At 39.2% G+C, this 21,033-nt stretch carries 14 protein-coding genes; all 14 read right to left on the bottom strand.

The genetic code is table 11. The features are described from left to right. Positions 1-17 precede the first annotated feature (17 nt). Positions 18-1,976 (bottom strand): glycoside hydrolase family 31 protein, encoded by a 1,959-nt coding sequence (locus BV60_RS0120015; protein WP_029324620.1) that lies wholly within the window; start codon positions 1,974-1,976, stop codon positions 18-20. Positions 1,977-2,204: 228 nt separating this feature from the next. Further along, on the bottom strand, positions 2,205-2,897 hold the full coding sequence (locus BV60_RS0120010) for a L,D-transpeptidase (RefSeq protein ID WP_029324618.1): 693 nt from the start codon (positions 2,895-2,897) through the stop codon (positions 2,205-2,207). A gap of 155 nt (positions 2,898-3,052) precedes the next feature. Beyond that, positions 3,053-4,411: a glycoside hydrolase family 5 protein gene (locus tag BV60_RS0120005; RefSeq protein WP_051656931.1), complete on the bottom strand. Its 1,359-nt coding sequence runs from the start codon at positions 4,409-4,411 to the stop codon at positions 3,053-3,055. A 161-nt stretch (positions 4,412-4,572) separates the two neighbouring features. After that, positions 4,573-6,756 (bottom strand): glycoside hydrolase family 3 C-terminal domain-containing protein, encoded by a 2,184-nt coding sequence (locus tag BV60_RS0120000; RefSeq protein WP_035778060.1) that lies wholly within the window; start codon positions 6,754-6,756, stop codon positions 4,573-4,575. A 20-nt stretch (positions 6,757-6,776) separates the two neighbouring features. After that, entirely contained in the window at positions 6,777-8,783 is a 2,007-nt protein-coding gene (locus tag BV60_RS0119995; protein ID WP_029324613.1) for an alpha-glucuronidase family glycosyl hydrolase, read from the bottom strand. 66 nt (positions 8,784-8,849) lie between these two features. After that, the gene (locus tag BV60_RS0119990; RefSeq protein WP_029324611.1) at positions 8,850-10,559 is read right to left on the bottom strand and encodes an SGNH/GDSL hydrolase family protein; all 1,710 of its coding nucleotides are present in this window, start codon (positions 10,557-10,559) and stop codon (positions 8,850-8,852) included. Between the two features lie 12 nt (positions 10,560-10,571). Then, on the bottom strand, positions 10,572-11,471 hold the full coding sequence (locus BV60_RS0119985; protein ID WP_242841038.1) for a hypothetical protein: 900 nt from the start codon (positions 11,469-11,471) through the stop codon (positions 10,572-10,574). A gap of 169 nt (positions 11,472-11,640) precedes the next feature. Beyond that, positions 11,641-13,179: an ABC transporter substrate-binding protein gene (locus BV60_RS0119980; protein ID WP_029324608.1), complete on the bottom strand. Its 1,539-nt coding sequence runs from the start codon at positions 13,177-13,179 to the stop codon at positions 11,641-11,643. Between the two features lie 157 nt (positions 13,180-13,336). Next, complete coding sequence (locus tag BV60_RS0119975; RefSeq protein WP_242841037.1) at positions 13,337-14,383, bottom strand: carbohydrate ABC transporter permease; 1,047 nt, start codon at positions 14,381-14,383, stop codon at positions 13,337-13,339. After that, entirely contained in the window at positions 14,376-15,308 is a 933-nt protein-coding gene (locus BV60_RS0119970; RefSeq protein ID WP_242841036.1) for a carbohydrate ABC transporter permease, read from the bottom strand. Before BV60_RS0119970 ends, BV60_RS0119975 begins: the two co-directional genes overlap by 8 nt. Further along, positions 15,305-17,881, bottom strand: coding sequence for a DUF5696 domain-containing protein (locus BV60_RS0119965; RefSeq protein WP_156036257.1), 2,577 nt, complete (start codon positions 17,879-17,881; stop codon positions 15,305-15,307). The genes BV60_RS0119970 and BV60_RS0119965 overlap by 4 nt, the downstream gene beginning before the upstream one ends. A 21-nt stretch (positions 17,882-17,902) precedes the next feature. Then, on the bottom strand, positions 17,903-18,553 hold the full coding sequence (locus BV60_RS0119960) for a YIP1 family protein (RefSeq protein ID WP_029324601.1): 651 nt from the start codon (positions 18,551-18,553) through the stop codon (positions 17,903-17,905). Next, entirely contained in the window at positions 18,553-20,067 is a 1,515-nt protein-coding gene (locus BV60_RS0119955; RefSeq protein ID WP_197029624.1) for a hypothetical protein, read from the bottom strand. The genes BV60_RS0119960 and BV60_RS0119955 overlap by 1 nt, the downstream gene beginning before the upstream one ends. A gap of 47 nt (positions 20,068-20,114) precedes the next feature. Beyond that, positions 20,115-21,032: a carbohydrate ABC transporter permease gene (locus BV60_RS0119950; protein ID WP_081846825.1), complete on the bottom strand. Its 918-nt coding sequence runs from the start codon at positions 21,030-21,032 to the stop codon at positions 20,115-20,117. Position 21,033 lies beyond the last annotated feature (1 nt).

Raw genomic sequence — 21,033 nt, 5'->3', positions numbered from 1 at the left:
AAAGAACGTTTCGTCTGTTACCTTGAAACACCATCGTCTTTGTATAACCTGTAAGTATCAGGTGTAGTGTCAAAGGTAATATAATTTAGATTTGTATCATCTACCTTCATAGCTCTTACCGCAGGTTCTGCCATAGGAAGTACATGTCCTTTTCTGACAAATACCAACACTTCTTCCAATGATGTTTTGATGTAATGATGTCCTACTGTCATGTTGTCTTCATCGTAATCATTATAAGCTCTGAATCTCAGCATTTTCATGTCTTCCGGAAGGTAAACATATCTTCCTCTCGCATTCTGCTTATATATCGGGGCAATCATTATGCTCTCACCTACAAGAAGCTGATCTTCCACTTCAAAGGCGTCCTTATCAGTAGGATATTCAAATGACAACGGTTTAAACAGCATGTCATTTTCCTGAGCAGCCTTCATAAATTCCGAATACAGATAAGGAATAAGCGCATATCTTAACTCGATCATTTTTTTAAAAGCCGGAATATTTTTAAATCTGTATAACTCCTGTCTTCTAGTACCCAGCGCAGAATGATTTCTGAATAACGGTGTAAATATTCCAAACTCTGTCCAGCGCATCATCAGGTCCTCTGTAGTATCTGCTCCAAAGCCACCTATATCTGCTCCGCAATATAAGAATCCGCACATATTCAGAGCCGGCATCTGCTGAATGTTTAACAACAAATGACTCCACCAGGACATATTATCTCCACACCATACACCTCCGTATCTGTGCATTCCGATATATGATGATCTTGAGAACATAAGTATTCTTCTGTCCGGGCATAATCTGTCAAAAGCCTCTCCCGCAGCACGTGTCATGTTGTAGCCAAATATGTTATGTACTTTATCATGTCGTATTTTTTTACCGTGATAGTTATGATAAAAGCGCTTGTAATCTTCAGCATTGTTACTGATGCTGCCTGTTAAATCCTTAAAGTCAAAGAAATCATGTATATCCAGATTTTTTCCTTTATAGTCATCTATCTTTTCAAATACTTCGGATAAATGATCTTCTGTATAAAAGATAGCAGGCTCATTCATATCATTCCAAAAGCCATCTATTCCTTTATCAATCAGAATCTTATACTTTTCTCCGAACCATTTTCTTGCATTTTCATCCAGAAAATCAGGAAAATGTACTCTACCCGGCCATACAGCCGCAACGAGTCTTTCACCGTCTTCTTTTTTACAAAAATAATCTTTTTCGACGCCTTCCTCGTAAACATCATATCCGTCTTCAATCTTTACGCCGGCATCGATTATAGGTACCAAATGAATATCTCTGTTTTTCATCTCAGAAACGAATTCCTCAAAGTTTGGAAATGCCTCTGCATTTATTGTAAAATCCTTGAATCTTTCCATGTAATCGATATCAAGATATATGCTATCGATAGGAATCCCTGCCTCTTCATATTTGTCAGCAACTTCTCTAACCTCGTCCGCAGTCATATAGCTCCATCTGCTTTGGCCAAATCCGAATGCCCACTTAGGAGGAATATAGCTTTTCCCGATTATTTTGCGAAATTCCTTCACTATATCCACCATCCCGGGTGCCTGAATAATATAGATATCTGCATCAAAATCCTCAAATCTTATAGCAAACCTGTCCATCTCAGTATACCCAATATCAAAACGGACTTTTCCGGGAGTATCTATATATGTTCCAAATGTTTGTTCACTTGAACTAATTATAAAAAAGTTCTGTGCTGCATATAAAGAATGTTTATCCTCTGAATGTACAGGATCATCTGTGCAGTTTGAATCATAAACCCATCCTCTTTTGTTAATTCCTCTAATCGTCTCTCCAAGCCCAAATACTCTTGCATCTTCCGCAAGTGATATGCTAAGACTCTTTTCGTCGTCTTTTCGCGTCCAAAATGGAATATCCCCTTTATCCAAAGGAATATCAGTAATTACTGATTCTGTTTCAATAGGATTTCCGATAGTATAACGAGTTATCATCTCTTTCTCCTTGTAAGTTAAAAATCTTCTAGCCGGAACATTTAATGTATACACATAATTATAGTTTATTTAAACAAACTTCACTATACTCAAAAAAACTTCGTCAAGTGAACTTGTATGGTCCGTACTAAGCTCGTAAAAAACCTCGCTAAGTACTCTACTCAAATTAAAAAGCGAACAAAATGCACATAATACATTTTGTCCGCTACTACACATTTTCAGTAATGCTCAGTGTACTACTACAGGAGTACCTATTCCAACCATATTAAAAAGAGCTACTGCTGTATCATGTGGAAGATTTACGCATCCGTGTGATCCGTTTGACTGATAAATATCTCCACCAAATGAGCTTCTCCAATTGGCATCATGCAGACCGATATGACATGGATTAGGTGTAAACTGCATCCATGTATCCACCCAGACATTCCAGGTTGGTCCTACAAGGCGTTTCCCAGGTACATGGGAATTGATAGCAAATGTACCTGTAGGTGTCCCATTTCCCCTGTTAGGATTGCCGGTAACAACAGCTGATTGAAGCTTTACCTGTCCGTTTTCATAATATGTCATGGACTGCGATGTAATATCTATATCCACATATGTGTTGTAAGGTAATCCGCTTACCGGTTGATTTGCAGCCGGAGCTGCGGTCTGCTGCGTGGGAGGAGCTGTCTGCCCATCAAGCATTGCCTGATATTTTGCTGAATCTTCCTGCTGATTCTGAGATCTTCCTTCTTTTATCCCGAAATTTACATAATGATTGTAAAGAGCTTCTGCATCGCTTCCGACAGCTGCCACTACATCAGGATATTTTTTTGCATAAAAATTTGCATCAAACCCATCTGCTTTAGCATTTACACGAGCCGTCGCAAAAATCATGATCGCCAATAACGCAACAGATAAACCATTCTTCAATCCTCGCATACTTTCTTCCCCCTCATTTAGAAAGACGATATTGTGTGAATAAATGTATTTTATCACATTGTTTTGCACAAAAACCGTTTTAATTCTTTTTTAATAGAATGCTGATATTTACTTAATATTTTTACATATTATTATATTATCAACGCTTATTTTCTTTATTTAAATTCCTGCATAGCCTTTATGAGCTCAGGATAGGGCAGTTCCAAAGTTCTTCTGTCAATGATGCCGAAGTTTTCACCATCACCGTTAAACTGTCCATTGTCCCACCAGACACAGGGAATCTCCATCTCCCTTGCTTTTTTCAAATAATATTGTACCCATTCAACACGTTCGGATTCATTATCTTTATTTAACGCTCCGTATTCACCTATAATTACAGGAACATTTTTAAAGAAGAAGAATCTTTTGATATCGCTTAACAGTCTGTCAAGGTCACCATGATCATTATCATATGTGGATCTTCCTTTTATGTTTAATGCAAATTCATATGGTGTATACGCATGTACAGAAACAGCCACGCAATCATCATCCTCGGGAAGCTGTATAGCAAGAAGACAGTTTGACTGTGAGCTTGCTGCATACCCCGGGAACATTATGAGTCTATCCTTGTTATTTCCATCAGCTGCTCTTATTGCCTCATAACCCGCCATATTTACGGCATTTACAACATCTCTTCCTTCCTTATCTCCACCGTTCCATTCAAGATCTGTTCCGACTTTTCTTGGTTCATTCTGCAATTCGAAAATAAGATGGGTATCATAATCCTTAAATCTATCGGCAACCTGAGTCCAGATTGCAGAAAGCTTTTCAGATGCTTTGTCCTGGTTATCATAATAAGGATAGTTCCAATCCTCATGATGTACGTTTATTATTACATACGCACCTCTTCCATAAGCATAATCCACAACCTCCTGAACGCGAGCCATCCAGGCTTCATCTATTTTGTTGTTTTCATCGATATGTGCTTTCCAGGTAATCGGTATTCTGATTGTGTTAAATCCCATATCCAATACTGCATCAATTATTTCCTGAGTTGTCTCAGGATTCCCCCAGCAGGTTTCCTGCTTTGATGGCGGATCTGATATTTTGATGCCATCGTCATGCGCATCCAAAGTATTTCCCAGATTCCAACCAATCGTCATCTGGCTGACTATCTGCCATGCCCTGGTGTTATGTCCCTCTTCTGCCATTTTACCCTCCTCTGATTCATCAGTGGTTTCTTCAGCCTCTGCCTCTGCATCTTCAGAACTATCTGATGATTCGATTTCGTCTGTTTCTGCTGAATTTTCCACATTATTTTCTGTTTTATCATCCTGCAAATTCTCATCAGTACTTTTGGCTTTATTCTCCTCAGCGCTTTCAGAAGCTTCTTCTATTATATCCTCTTCTGTATTCTCTGTAGCCTCCTTAACTGTCGCATCAGCGGTGTTTTGCGTTTCTGTCTGTGCATTTCCACAACCGGCAGCCACCACAAATGTAACTGCCATTATTATAGATATAAGCTTTTTCTTCATAATAGTTGTTCCTCCTACATCATAAAGTATCAATATTTCAGTATTTATGCAATAAAAAACTACTTTGTCACAGCATCACTGCTTAAATATACAAACGAAGGGACCCTGCACTTGCAGAGCCCCTGTAATTACTATCCAATTATGTTTTTATCACACAAGTTTTAAAGTGTAATTTTCTGTAATATGCATTTGTGGCCGGTAAGTTTCTCTGAACCTTTATCAGGCTGGGATGTGCCTGCATATAATTCAAATGTATCTGAGAAAATTTTTCTGTTTCCATCCTCATCTACGGACGTGAACGCTCTTGATGCAACGTGTATTGTGATTTCCTTCTGCTCTCCTGCTTCAAGATGTATACGTTTGAAACCACACAGGCATGGATTTGTAATAGCACCCTCAAATCCGGTATCTTTGATATAAAGCTGTACCACATCATCTGTAGCTGCTTTACCGTCATTTGCAACCGTCATCTTCACATCAATTCCACCAAACGCATTTCCGTTAGCCTTTTCAAATGAATCCACGATCTTTTCGGCTTCATTTCTTCCCTTATAGCCATACTCAGGGCCTGATACTTCCTGAATGCTCATATCCTTTACAAAACAGTCGCCATAAGTAAGCCCGTAACCGAAGGGGTAAAGTACTTCTCCTTCAAAATATCTGTATGTACGGTTTTTCATGGAATAATCCTTGAAATCCGGCAGGTCTTTTGAAGACTTATAGAAAGTTACCGGTAGCTTTCCAGAAGGAGATATTTCACCAAATAGAACCTTTGCCACCTCTTCTCCGCCTCTCGCACCGGGATACCATGTCTGCAGAACCGCACCTGCTTTTGAATCAGCCTCAGCAAGATCTATAGCACTTCCTGACATGTTAATTACAACCACCGGCTTGCCGGTTTCAAGAACCTGATGCATAAGCTGTCTCTGAGGAAGAGGAAGCTGAAGGTCAATTTTGTCACCTGAAGCAAACTGATTGCCTGTATCACCCTCTTCTCCTTCAAGAGTTTCATCAAGTCCGACTACTAATATAACAACATCAGAATACTCCGCAACGGTCAGCGCTTCTGACATTCTGTCCGGTTTGTTTGGATCAGCAAGCCCACTGATATTGTCCTTCCAGAGGTCACATCCCTCAGAATACATCACTCTTACATCATCTCCCAGGTAATCCTGAATAGCCTCAAGTACTGTTATATATCTTGATGATGTTCCATGGTAATTACCTACAAGTGCAGATCTTGAATCCGCATTTGGTCCTATTACACCAATGGTCTTTATAGTTTCTTTCTTTAAGGGTAACATGCCGTCATTTTTCAAAAGGACAATACTTTCAGCAGCCGCTTTGTGTGCAACAGCAAGGTGTTCCTTGCATTCAACAACCGTATACGGTATCTTGTCATATTCAGTCCTATCAAACATTCCAAGAAGGAATCGTGTTGTAAAGAGTCTAACGCATGAAGTTGTAAGTACGCTTTCATCTATCATTCCTGCACGATATGCATTCATTATCTTCTGATATGTACATCCACAGTTTACGTCGCAGCCCATTTCAAGTGCAAGTTTTACTGATTCCTCCGGTGCTCCCGTGACATGATGATTTTCATGGAAATCTTTTACTGCCCAGCAATCTGATACATAATGTCCCTTAAAGCCCCATTTTCCTCTGAGATAACCATTCATAAGCGGCTCATTTGCACAGCATGGTTCATCATTCGTTCTGTTATACGCACCCATTACAGCTTCTACGTCAGCTTCCTTTACACATGCTTCGAATGCAGGAAGATACGTCTCTTCGAGGTCTTTTTTGGATGCTTTTGCATTGAAGAAATGTCTTTCTCCCTCGGGACCGGAATGTACCGCAAAATGCTTTGCACAAGCTGCAGCTTTCATATACTCACCATTCCCCTGAATTCCTTTTATAAAAGGAACTGCCATACGACTTGTGAGATATGGATCTTCGCCATATGTTTCATGCCCCCTGCCCCATCTTGGGTCACGAAAAATATTAACATTAGGAGCCCAGAAAGTAATCCCTTTATAAATATCTCTGTCTTCTCGTTTACTTTGTTCGTTATACTTTGCCCGTCCCTCAACAGCAATTATTTCTCCGATGCACTCCATAAGCTCATCATCGAAAGCAGCCGCAAGACCTATGGCCTGTGGAAACATTGTCGCAGTACCTGCACGTGCAACACCATGCAAGGCCTCATTCCACCAGTTGTATGCGGGTATTCCGAGCCTATCAATAGCAGGGGCATCAAATTTAAGCTGTGAAGCCTTCTCCTCCACAGTCATCTTGCCAACAAGTTCTTTTGCCCTTTTTCTGGCTTCTTCTCTGTTCATGTTTATACCTTTCATCAAACTTAAAAAATTTCTCTACCCTTCTCGTCAGGGATTCCACTCTTTCTAAAGAAATATGAATTAACCTGGTCACGCCATTCTTTTGCATTAGCAATCTGCATCTCAAATCTATGGCAAACTAAAGCATATATCTCCGGTGATACCTGTGATTCAAGACTTTTCCAGATATCAAAAAGCTCCTCTGCTTCTGTTTCACCTTCAAAATGGCTATCATAAATGTACTGTATAAGTGTTCTTCCATCCTTAAGTTTCCTGTCATATGCAATATGATGGAAAAATAGTAGCAATTCCTCAGGACACGTATCAGGATCATTGTATAAATCAGCATTTTCAGGATAATACTGCTGTGCATATCCCGTTCCTTTATCAGTACGATCTACTCCAAGGCCCAAATGATCAGCTCTATGATAAGTTCCCCATCTTGAATATTCATAACCGTCTACACTCGGCCCGTAATGATCATGAGGAGTAACCATCCATCCAATGCCTAGTGGACTGGTATACTTTTCATATATTTCTCTTGATCTTAAGAGCATTGAAACAAGTTTGTCTTGGCCATCCTTATTCATATTGAAAGATATCTGTACCCATTCTCTCGCAATCTCATCAGATGTAAGCTCTGTATTATATGCAAGCCGTCCAAAACCATAGAGATTTGCTGCAGCAAGATAATTGCCTGTCCAGTTTGTATCATCACCTGTATTAATTACAGCTGCCATACCTGCATTTTTATTTCCAAAAGCCCTGCCGCTCACAATATCAGCAATTGTGTCGCTATCTTTTTTACAATGAGTATGGAAATCCAAAACTTCCTTAAACATTGGCATAAGGTAGCACAAATCTATCTGATGTCCTGTGTATTCCTGCGCTATCTGAACCTCAAGCATCTGATTTGTCTTGGTAAGTCCACCAAGAAGTGGAGAAACAGGTTCTCTTATCTGAAAATCCATGGGGCCGTTTTTAATCTGAAGAATAACATTATCAAGGAATTCTCCGTCCAGCCCTTTGAAATAATCATATCCTGCTCTTGCTCTATCAGTTTTATAGTCTCTCCAATCCTGGGTACAATTATATACAAAACATCTCCAGATAATGATTCCACCATAAGGAGCTATTGACTTTGCAAGCATATTTGCGCCGTCTGCCTGATTTCTACCATAGGTGAATGGACCGGGTCTCCCCTCCGAATCAGCTTTTACAAGAAAACCACCAAGAAGAGGAACATTCTCATATACCTCGGCAAACTTCTTATCCCACCATTTTATTACTTCATCATCGATTGGATCGCAGACTTTAAGCCCTCCAAGCTCAATCGGTGATGCAAAGTTCAGTGATAAAAACAGCTTTATTCCATAATCGGCAAACAGTTCCGATAATTCCCTGACCTTATCAAAATATCTTTCAGTAATAAGATCTGTCGCAGCATTTTTTACATTAACATTATTTATTACAATTCCATTTATTCCGATACTTGCCATCATTCTGGCATAATCATGGGTTCTGTCTCCGATATAGAAACTGTCATTTTCAAAAAAGAATGATCTGCCTGAATATCCACGCTCAATGCTTCCATCCATGTTGTCCCAATGATTCATCATTCTTAAAGGATTTGAAGGAGCTTCATCAGCTTCTATAGCATTAAACGCTATTCCTCTCATAATGCTTCTGACTATATGAAAAACACCGTATAATGCACCATTTTCATCGGAAGCTTCCAAAGTCATTTTGTTATTTTCAGCTTTTATACGATAACCTTCGAACGGTATGCCGTCTTTTTTTGTTATAATAATATTTTTTTCATCATTATTTTCTGTTGTGTCAGTATCAAATAAGCACTCACATCCGTAAAGCTTTGTAATAGCTTCAGAGAGCTCTTTTTTCAAACTCTTTATTACTCTGTTCTCTGCTAAAAAGCCATCTATTCTAATTACAAATCCTTTTTCTGCTTCTTTACAGCATTTTTTATTTTCATAATCGAGCCACAATTTGCTCCATGTTTTGTTATTCATCGTGTTCTCCAAAGTAACTCTTTTGCTAATCTCATCGATTGTTTAGGTTAAACGTTTCTTTTGTTTTTAGACAACACCAAAGCCAAGAATAGTAAACTTCTTGTTCTCATGACCTTTTGCCATACGAATTTCAACTTCATGCAGAGCAACCTCTGCACCATTTAGGATTATCAACGGATTGCAATGTGTCCAACCATTTACAAGCGGATCTGCATCAAGCACTTTTCTTCCATCCACATAAACTTCAGCAGTTCCGAAGATGTTGTCTCCTGAATCTTTCATTACAAGAAGAAGCTTTGTACAACTTATTTTCATCTTGAATGGTGCAGGGTTTTCATCACTACCATCATAATGCCAGTTATTTGGAAATTCAGGAACAGGAACAACTTCACTGTCCATTTCAACCATTTGAAGCATTTTGTCAGTATCTGTAAATGCCCCCTCTTCAATTGTTGCACTGCTTAAATCCTTACGGTCAAGCAGATATACCTTTTCAAAATCAGCACCGATAGCAGGTTCCTTACTAAGCAGATCTTCCTCATTTTCAAACTCAGTCTGTTTTTCAGCCTCTGAAGTCATCTCCATCAGGCAATCAGACATAACCTGATGTCCTAAATTGCTCGGATGATATATGTCATAAAAGAACTGCTTCTTGGAAATAACTCTTCCTTCGGCGGGTTTAAGCGCAAACTGTGGTGATACAGCATCCAATACACTTACCATGGGAATATCATATCTTTCACCTACAGGTCCTAATCTGTCCTGCAGATTCCAGTCAAACGAGAAGACTGCAAACAGCAATACCACTGCCGGCTTCCAGGGAAGCGCAAGGCATTTTCTCACAAGACTTTCGTAGCAAACTCCCTTTGTTTCGTCACCTTCATCATTCACAGCAAATTCAATTACGATCAGATCCGGCTTCTCACTACCATCACGAAGGATGTCACGTTCAAAACGTATCATTCCAAGCTCGGAAGGAGTACCACCGACACCTGCTTTAATAAGCTTTACCGCACCACCATTAGCGTATTTTTTCTCAAAAGAGTTGGCATATACTCTTGCATAGCTCTTTTCATGAATCGGAATTGCACCGGCACCCTGAGTTATTGAGCCGCCAATAAAGGAAAGAGTAACATCCTCACCTCTTTTAGCTTTCTCTGTTACTTCATGAAGTCTCTTCAGATTGCCCTTTTTCATAAGGCATTTGCTTATCATCTTCTTATAATCGTCAGACTCAAAATCTACAGCATTGTCTGTAAGCTGCTCCGGAGCTTCAAATCCATCATGCAGATAAAAGCAAACATCTGCCATTGCCTGTATTCCTGACTTTTCAAATTCAAAGCGTATTTGTCCGGGTACTCTGTCTGTATCAAACCATGTAATCTCTGTGAGATCTATAATCTGCTCTGATCCATCGGCTACAAATTCTCTGCTTACGATAGTCGCAGGGTCACCCTGATTCTGTCCGTACATCTGGAAAACAAAATTAACCTTTTCTTTTCTTGATTCCTCTGATACGGATACACCTATACTATGAACAAGCTTCTTAAAGCCTTCTGCTGTCCCAAGCATTTCAAGTATTTTTTCATCTGTTACATTTCCTGTGAGCTTAGCAGAATCAGGCAATCTACCATTATCCTCATAGATGAACTGAATACCTCTGCCATCCGATTGGGGGGCAGCAAATATTCCTTTGTCCTGCATTATGTAAAAATATGGTCTCTTTTTTGTTGGATCCTTAGGGGCTACCGGCCCTCTTCTTTCTTCGTTACTCATTGTGTCCTCTTTTCACGGCCATCTTCCTGGTCTTGGTTTATTTACACTTATTATTCCTGAACTTTCCAGATTTCTTAGGAGTAATAATCTGGCTTCTCCGATTTTTTCAGGTTTAAGCATATAAAAACTATATGTTTCTATGAGGGAAAACAGGTTACCTGTTCTACCTTCTATTTTGAAATTATTTATACCCATAGGCACATATTTTTCCCAGATCATCTCCGGAGAAACAAATGTTGAATATTCCTGTATTGTGTAGATGCAATTTTTATCTCCGTATTCACAGGTCCAGGGTTTTATGGGTTTTTGTTTATCCTTGGGAAGTTTTCTGTTCTCAAGGGTTGTTCTCTGATTTATTGCTATGTTTTTATAGTGATCGCCCCTGCGCTTACAATCAGGCACGCAGCAAGCATTTATCAGAACTTCAAGCTTTTCTTTATGTTCAACCTTTTCCAATAAATCCCACTTGTTATTTAAATTGTAATCAAGAACTACATATTTATAGTCCTTTTCCATTTCCTTATTTAATGACTCTACATCACGAATTTCTTTGCACGTTGTACTATTAAAATGATATGAAGGATATTTTTCCCTAAGATACTTCTCAAGAATCTCAGAATAGACAAGAACTTCATTCATTCCATTATCCCCTACCTCCATGCAAAAGTTACAGAAAGGATCATCCAGGTCAGCTTCGATAAGAAGTGGATTGGTGAAAGTATATCTAATAGGAATGCCTTTTGCATTTATGGTCTTTACGACATTTTTCACGAATCCTGCATCGCACTGGTCATTCCCCAGAAAACGTCCCCCATTCCATAATGCAAGCGGAAATGCTCCAAAAAAAGAAGCAATCTCAACACCTTCCCTAAAATACTCCGGGTGCTGCTCCATAAGACTTATCCAAAACATGTTTAGGGGATAATTATATCGGAGTCCCGGTAAATGAAATTTCACCTTGCCCATAATAACTAAAACCTTTCTAAATAAAACTATGTCCGGTTCTTCTTCCGGATAAATAAGGGGCGGCCAAATAACTTAGCCGCCCCTCTGATTCTCTACTTATCGAGTTAAGCAGAAATTATTTATTTGCATCCTCAATGTATGCTTTCCATGTATCAGCAATAGCTTCAACCTGCTCAGAAACTACACAATCAGGTGTAATATTCCAGATGAAGTCTGAACCAATGCTCATGTTAGGAATCATGCCGTGATAAGCAATTGTGCCGTGCTCAGGCTGTGTCATCATTGTGATTGTCTCATCAACTGCTCTTGTATCAAAGATACCGTTACGAGCTGTTGAAATGTTACCATTGAAGTCCTCATAGCCTTCAGGCTGATTTGTCCAAAGATCCCAAGCAAATGCAAGCTTCCATGCCTTGTCTTCATCATAGCAAGCAGGGATTGCAATCGGGTTGTTTGTCCATACGTTGATATAGTCCTTACCCTTAGGTCCCTTAGGGAACATTACGAAGCCGAGCTCATCTGTCATATCCTCAAGGAAGTTACCAGGGCATCCTGCATACTCATCCTCTACAAGGAATGCTGCCTGACCGTTGATGAACTGCTCTTTGTAGTAATCCCACTCAGCGCCTTCCGGATTAGCCTTTTCTGCATCATAGTTTGAGAATATCTTAACTGTCCACTCAAGAGCTTCAAGAGTTTCAGGATTCTCAAGGTCATATGTGTACTTGCCACTTGCATCTTTACCTACGATGTCACCACCGTTAGAGAAGATAGCCTGTGTTGTCATAACACCTTCGTTAAGTGTCATACCATAAATATCGATAACACCATCGTTGTCTGTATCACGCTGAACCTTGGAAAGGAGATCTTCGAAAGCATCCCATGTCCATGTTCCGTCAGCCTGCATATCATAGATTGATTCAGGATCGATACCAGCATCTGTAAGAATTCTCTTGTTAAAGTATACACCTGTTCTAGGCTCTGAGAATCCAGCATACATAGCGTAAATGTGTCCGTCTTTACCATACTGCTCGTGAAGAAGGTTTCTCTGGAACTTATCCTTTGAGAAATCAAGGCAATCAAGAGTTGAAAGGTCATACATAAGACCACTTGAAATAGCTGATGTGATAGCCGGATCATCACGAAGTGTCCAAATGTAGTTCTCATCGCCACCTGTTGTAGCATAATCTACGAAATCTGCAGGTGTTGAACCCCAGTCAGAGATAGCCTGCTGCTTGATTGTGAAGTTGTATGTTTCCTGAGCCCAATCTCTGTACTCCTGCTGAGCTTCTTCATAATCGTTAGCGGGTTCTGTCGGGTCGCCTGACCACCAGTCACGGATGATAATTTCCATACCGCCGAGATCGATAGGATTACCATCAGCATCTGTCTTAACTTCATAGAGATCTCCACTTTCAGAAGCTTCTGCTTCTTCAGCCTCGCCTGCATCCTCAGTAGTCTCTTCTGTGTCAGACCCTGCAGTATCCTCTGTCTCTGTGCTCTCAGCAGTCTCTGTTGTATCTGCTGCAGCCTCTGTTGAAGTAGCTGTATCTGTACTTGTACTATTTGTACTTGCTCCACATCCAACAGCACTCATTGTCATAGCTGCAAGTGTAATAGCAGCTGTAACTTTTTTGGTTAATGCCCTTTTCATCTTTGTCCTCCTTTTTTGAGATTTTTCCATCTCTAAGTTAATGTTATATAGAAGCCATCTGCCCCGGCGCATTCCCGGGTGCTGCCAGAGCAAATGGGCATTCCCTGATAAGAAAAATATTTAACTCCTTCGCTATTATACAGCGCAAAGAGATTTTTTACATCTTTATACCTGTATTTGCAATACTTTCAACGAAAGCACGCTGTGCGAAGAGATACAGAATTATCAAAGGCATGATAATCATCAGTGTACCTGTCGCAAGAATACAGTTTGAATAAGCAACGGAAATAGTTGTCTTAACACCGTTAATACGCTGAATATATGCACCAAGACTATCGATAATTCTTGAAAGACTGGTACTTACAAGCTTTGTGTTTCCAAGGAATAATCTTGAATAAAATCCATCTGTCCACTGCCATACAAAGGCAAACAGGAAACATGATGTAATAGGTGGCTTAGCCTGGGGAAGCATAATTCTTACAAAAGTCTTAAGCATTCCACATCCGTCAACATAAGCAGCCTCTTCAAGATCTACAGGAAGTCCTCTGAAAAACTGTCTTATGATGAAGATATAAAGACCATTCTTAAGTCCCATACAACCGGCACTCATCAGATAATACGGAAGTGCTGATCCTCTTAGGTTTAATGTTGATCCTGTTGTCAGTTTAAACAATCCCAGTATATCAAAAAATCTGAAGTGCAAATGCAAGGATGATGCAATTGTCTGTGGCGGAATGAGAATTACCAAAATAACTGCCGCAAACCAGAATTTCTTAAAAGGAAACTCAAATCTTGCAAATCCATAACCAACAAGTGTACATACGGTTATCTGTAAAACAGCAATGGTCAATGATATAAGAATTGAATTAATAAGAGCCTGACCATAACTCATAAGTTCAGCTGCAAGTCTATAGTTAGCAGTTGTGAAGTGTTCAGGAATAGCAATAACAATTGGGTTGTACAAGTCCTGCTCTGTCATGAAACTTACGGATATTTTGTTTAAAATAGGCTGTAATATCATGAAACACATTCCGAAAAGAAGTATGAATCTGAATATACTCAAACCTATATCCATAATTTTCTTTTGTAAAAGATATCCACCGGATAATCTGTTTCTTTCCCAGAAATCCTTGTCCTGATGAACCAATGTCTTTTTTTTGTTTTCTTTGGCACTCATTTTCTGTGCTAATGCCATATCAGTCATAGTAATAAACTCCCTTCGAGATAACAAGAGATGTAATTCCGACAAATGCAAGTACAACTAAGAAATATATCCAGGACATTGCTGAAGCATTACCATACTGCATCTGCTCAACCATTACCTTTTGAATTTTCTCAATAACACCGTTATCAGAACGCATACAGAAATCAACTACTGTATAAAGCCAATTAACAAGGAAAAGTGAACTGATCATCGGGAATGTTATTTTCCACAAACTCTCCCATTTTGTACATCCTTCAATATCAGCTGCTTCATACATACTTGATGATATGCTCTGAAGACCTGACAGGAAGATAATAATCTGAATACCTGAAGCAATAGCGACATCATAAATATTATCAATTACTTCAAATACCTTTTCATAAGCTCTAACACCTACACCGGCTGTACGAAGTATACTCTCGAGAGCAGCTGTAACACTTACACCCTGTGTTGTTTGTTCAATTGTCTGAGCAAGTGATGCCATGAGCTGGTTGTTTGATTCAAGTCCTACGATTACACCTGATGAAAGAATAACCGGAAGGAAGAAGATTGCTCTTACCAGTGCACGTCCCTTGAACTTCTGATTTAATATCAGTGCAACAAAGAAACTGAATACTATGATAGCCAATGAGTAAACAATCATTCTTGAAAGCTCTTCAACCAGTAATCTGTTGAATTCAGGATCTACTCTGAAAGCATATATGTAATTGGTAAGTCCTACCCAAGTCTGCTTAAAGTCTCCTGCTCCAAGTTCTACATTGCAAAAACTCATATTAAGTGACTGCCATAAGGGCTTAATCATAAATACCAGAAAACCAATTACAAAAGGAGCAATAAATGCATATCCTGCCTTGGCTTTTCTTTTTTGCAGTCCTACAACCTTTTTCTTTTGCTTCTGCTTTTCCATAAAACCATTTCCTCTCATCTGACAACCAGATAATCTCTGGCGGGAACTGTCTTTCCGTCCGGTGTCTGTGCATCACTGTAGCCATAATTTACATAGACATTAGTTCCATCCGCATACTGTGTGCGGGAAAGATCTTCACTGATGTTTTCATGATCAACCATTTCCTGATTGAAGATATGGCCGAGTTCTTCGTTGTATCTTGTGCAGATATCAAGCATCTTGTCTTTCCATGCTGAATATGTTGCACCGTAATAATCTGTATAAAGTGTTTTCTGTGTTGCAAATGATGTTTCATTCATGAAAGCGAAGTATAATCCTGCGCCATACTCTGCGCTGTAAAGTACTTCATTCTCCTGATTACCACCAATGTTTACAGGCTCTCCTGTATAGTTTACTCTGCCATGTACAGCAATCTGGTAGAAAGGAATGCATTGATCAAGTATTGTATATTCACTTCCTCTTAAATCCATTCCTGTAACCATGCTAGCATAAGGAACCGCATAGTCATTACCCATGTTTATCATTATGGGTGTGCCTTCACTCTGAATCTTCTTAAGTTCTTCTTCCTGAAGGCTCTTTACGCTCTGTCTGCTGTGCATATTCTTTCTATAGAAATCAGATGATAAGTCTTTTCCAATATCCTGGAAAGAAACACCTGCACCATAAGATGCTGCTGTATCAGCAAACTTGTCTGCAATATTCATTGCAAGATCTGTATGTAACAGATAATACAAATGATCAGAATTCTCTCTCTGCGCATATGTTATATGGCTATAATCATATAACTTAGCCTGCTCTTTGCTGATGAGCTTTGCTGCATCTCTGTATGAGAAGAAACCATCAAGCAGGTTTGAATCATTTGCATACTGTGTTATACCATCAAGGTAAACCTTTGAACCTGTTTCATCACCTGTCTTAACCAGATTCTTCAGATCATTTTTACTTCCTAGTGCTCCAATCGTCTTTGCGGATTTCAATAATCTCTGATCCACACCACCGTTGCACCATCCGGTAAGTTTAACGGACATGTTATCGATTCCGTTATCATTTAAATCCTTAACGATATTGCTTGCTTCTTTATAAGTCGTAAGCTTAAGAGGTCTCTTTACAGGAACACCGAGAATCTGTTTAACCTTATCAATTGCTCCGATCATCTCAACAGCAACCGGTGCACTTGAATCCTGATTCATAGAAAGAGAATCGCCATATTTATCCTGTAAATAAGATCCATATTCCTTTGCCATGTCTACATAGCTTCCGGAATTGATAAATGTATATCTACGAGTAAGTGTTTCATCCGGCAATGAAGGTACATATTCATATACATCACTGTTAGCGATATCACCTACATCATACTGCTCTCTCTGGCAAATGCTGTATACGGCATTTACATAATTGTAGCTGTTGTTCTTTCCGCTTATATCTGCCTGAATTGAAGCATAAGGGCTTCCATCTTCAAGTATACATAAGAAAGAGTCATTACCTTCTGAAACTCCGAATACACCATAGTATGCTCTGGTGTTATGTACTACCGCATCTCTGCTAAGGCACATATCCCAACCATATACATTTGTATAATAGCTGCTCTGTGAAACCTTGCCATTGTTGAAGTTAATAGTAGCACCGCCGCCTTCCGGAACAAACATGTAACCATCCTGCTCGCTGTCACCAGCTCCAAAATATGGAAGAGGGGTAATTGTATAAATCGGTGAATCCTTTTTATACTTAAGGTCCTTCATAGGAACCTCTACAACAAGATCGTCTCCATCAAGCTTGTAAACAACACTTACATTAAATACAGGCTTATCTGAGCTTTTTACAGAAAGATCAAGTTCCTTATCTGCTTGGAAATCATCATATGTATATCCTGCTTCTTCAAAGGATTTTTCAATCTTCTTTCTTACATTTTCTTTTGTCTTATCACGAAGTACGTATATGACATGGTCTTCAAGAGCCGGATAACTTGCAAGAAGCTCATCCTTATTGTCTTTTTTACCAAGCTTGTTAATGTCATACTTTTTGTAATACTGCTGGATAAAATTAACGTCATCCTTATCCATTTTTGAAAGCCATTCATCAAGACTTTCCTTAGTAATTACAGGAGGAATAACATACTCTTTTATAACATCACCAAGTGAGTAATCTACTCTTACGGAGTCGCCATCCTTTGTAATGTTATAAATCTGGTTGGCTGTACTGTAGGTATGAGTGTTATATGTTGTCTCAAGACCTGTAACAACTGAATATGACATAATGAGCGGTGACTGTAGGTTGGCCTTCTCTTCAGGAAGAGCTATTGCATCATTTGCTGCATTCTCCGGATTTGAACGCCATACCTTACCGGTTTCCTTAACAGTAACAGTAAACTGTGTAGTTAAAGGATCCATTTCCAGTTTCAGCTTGTCATTCTCAATAACAACCGTATCCTCTCCGCCTTCATATGAGTACGGAACTACAGCTTCATCTGTATCATTTACATTTTTATGATTTATTATGAAAAGTACGGCAGCTAATATTAGAATACATATGATCACAGGAGCCGCCAGGCTCTTAACTATCTGTCGTATTTTTCCCTTTTTATTTTCGTTCATTTCTGCTCCCATCCGTAATTTCTATAGTCGGAACAATAATTCCTTACCCAGAGATATAAAGTAAGAAACTCCCTGAGATATCATACTGAAGAAAATCATCAGAATGAAAATCATTACCAGCATTGAAAAAAGTGTTGCTATTGTGAAAAGCAGATTCTTTCCGGCTGTATATTCGTGAATCTGCCCCATGGCTGCTATAACAAGCAGTGCTGCCCAAACCAGGGATATTGCACTCACCATGGCATAAAATTCTTTTTCATCTACTGTTACGAAATTACTGAATATCATTAGTGGAAACTGTAAAAGCGGATAAGGCGTAAGTGCATAACATGTTGCCATATATACCTGGCCCAATCGACCTTTACCATCAAACAATGTGGTAAGTCCCCAGTTTCCGACTACCCATAAGGAAAGAGGGAAAAGAATACTTGCTATATATAAGAAGATATTCAAATCTTCCCAGTAAACTGTTACAAATATGAAGCTTGTGTATCTTAGCTTCAGGATTCTTATCAATACCGTAGCAATCAGTATTGTGTTGGCTGCTGCATAAGTTCCTCTTTTTTCGTGTGTCAGATCCCAAAATCCGTCAAGCGGATGGGATATACAGTAAAGAGCAAACTTCAGCGAGTCAATATAATGATCATATTTCTCTTTTGTGATAGCTGCCATTATTTTTCTCCGTCCTGTGTATTCATGAAAATATCTGCAGTGTCAATCTCATGTTTTATCCTTCTGGTTTTACCTATTCCAAGCGGAACGATAAAGAGTAAAACAATAACCAGAACAATCCAAACAATATGATCTTCAACCCATTCCTTACGATATTGTTTATAAGCTTTGGAATAGTTGTCATCATCATACTTAAGCTCAAAATACTTCATTGCTTCTTTGTATCGCTTCTGACGAAGTAATGATCTTCCTATTCCGATGTATGCCAGGTCATAGTTTCCGTTTTGTTTCATAACGTTTTCCCATGACTCACCTGACTCTGTATATTTACCCTGATCAAACTCTTCGATAGCGTTGTATACAAGCTGACCAAATTCTGTCGGAACAAATACTGTGATAGAGTTATCAAGCGCATCTACAACATATAAGTCATGACCTATATGGTCAATTGCTGTAGGTTTACGGAAATATCCGTTCATGTTACCATTTCCACCGTAACAGAATACTATATTTCCCTGATCATCATATCCAAAGCATCTTCCTCTGTTTCTGTCAAGGCATACATAAATGTCATTATCCATGACTGTGACATCAGTGAAAATTGACGGTCCTTCATATCCACCGCCGGATCCCCAGTAAAGATCACCCAGAACACCCCATTCACCGTTATGTACAAGAATGTCACTTCCCATCAGATTAAGCTTTCTAACAGCATTGTCCTTTTTAGATGCTTTATCCTCATTTGTTGCTATTGTTGCATATATGAATCCTTCATAATCCATGAAGATATTCTCATACTCTGTAGGAACGAAGGACTCCATCTTAGCTCTCTGTTCCTGAGAAGCAAACTTTTTCCAAATATAATCTGTCCAATCAAATGTTACCGGTGTAGCACCTACAAATCCTGAAAAAGTTCCATCCGCTTCGTATTTTATAAGTCCTTTATTTATACCTGTCGCAATACAATAAACACGACCTGCGGAATCAACTGACAGTTTTGTCGGCTGGAAAACCAATTTGGGATCAAGTGTATTATCTTCAGGCTTTACGAATGACTGCACATACTGAAGATCTTTATCCAGTTTTAAAACTCTCGCATTTCCCTGATCTGCTATATAGAAGTCACCCTCATCTGAAACAGCTACATCTGTAGGATTTGCCAATGTTTTAACATCGCAATCACCTTCAAAGGAATCTATTATCCTTACTACCTCAAGCTTTTCAGCTGAATCTCTCTGCAGCTCGATAATGCGATTATTTCCACTGTCACAGAGGTATATTTTATTGTCTTTCGTGAATATTCCGTCAGGATTGCTCAGATTCTTATCAAGTCCCAGGTCTGCTCCTGTAAATACCTTACATACATTGTAGAAATCGGGACTTTCCTGAACATCTCCCCAGTAATCATAATTATAGGTATACCCATATTCACCTGCATATGCCGTTAAAGGAGTGGCGGTAAGAACCATCATGCCAGCAAATACTGCTGCTGCTCCTTTTACGATTTTTTTCATAGTCTGCATAACTTACACCTTTCCAAATGGTTTGGTAATGTATTTTATCAATCCTTCAAACCGGAACTAGCCATTGTCTCGAGGATCTGGCTCTGGGAGAATACGAAGATGATAATCGGAACGATCATTACAACAACCAGTACGGCTGCACCCTGACCTGTTCTTGCGATACCACCACTCTGAATCTGCTGAAGCGCAAATACCAGTGTCTTTTTCTCCTCTGAATAAATGAAGGTTGAAGCTCTGTTATTCCAAAGTGCCTGAACTGAGAAGATGATAAGTGTCATCCATGCAGGCTTAACATTAGGCATTACGATGCCTGAAAATACTTTCCACTCATTTGCTCCGTCTATCTTAGCCGCTTCAATAAGTGAAGTCGGAAGACCTTCCATGAACTGCTTCATAAGGAAAAGTCCTAAAGGTGAAGCAAAAGCAGGAATAATTATTGCCCAATATGTATCAATCCATCCAAGTTTATTTAATATGATGTAGTTAGGAATAGCTGTTACATATCCGGTAAACATCATAGCTACGGTTACAAGCTTGAAAAATGCCTGATTTCCGGGGAATTCGTACTTAGCAAGTACAAAAGCTGCCATAGATGCTATGATCAAATGTCCAAATGTTCCCACAAAAGTGATAAATACTGTATTAAACAGGTATCTTGAGAAGGTTACCCAGGATTTACCCATTGTAACAAACAGATCCGAGAAGTTATCAATAGTCGGCCGTTTCGGGAAAATCGTGGGCGGGAACTTAAACAGTTCGTCCAGAGGCTTTAATGCACTGCTTACCGCATAGATAAGAGGGAAAGCCATAATAAAAGCTATAAGAAGCAATATGAGATATAATAAAATATCACCTATTATTGATCTGTTTGGCTTTCTTTTCTTGATCAGCTTCTTGCGGTAAACCTGCTCTTTAGTTTCTTTTTCAGTTTTCTTCTTGTTACTATCTTTACTCATG

Origin of the sequence: Butyrivibrio sp. AE3004, from assembly GCF_000703165.1 — a bacterium.
GTDB lineage: Bacteria > Bacillota > Clostridia > Lachnospirales > Lachnospiraceae > Butyrivibrio.
Note: the sequence above shows the minus strand (reverse complement) of the source record. Positions and strands in the feature narration are given on the sequence as shown.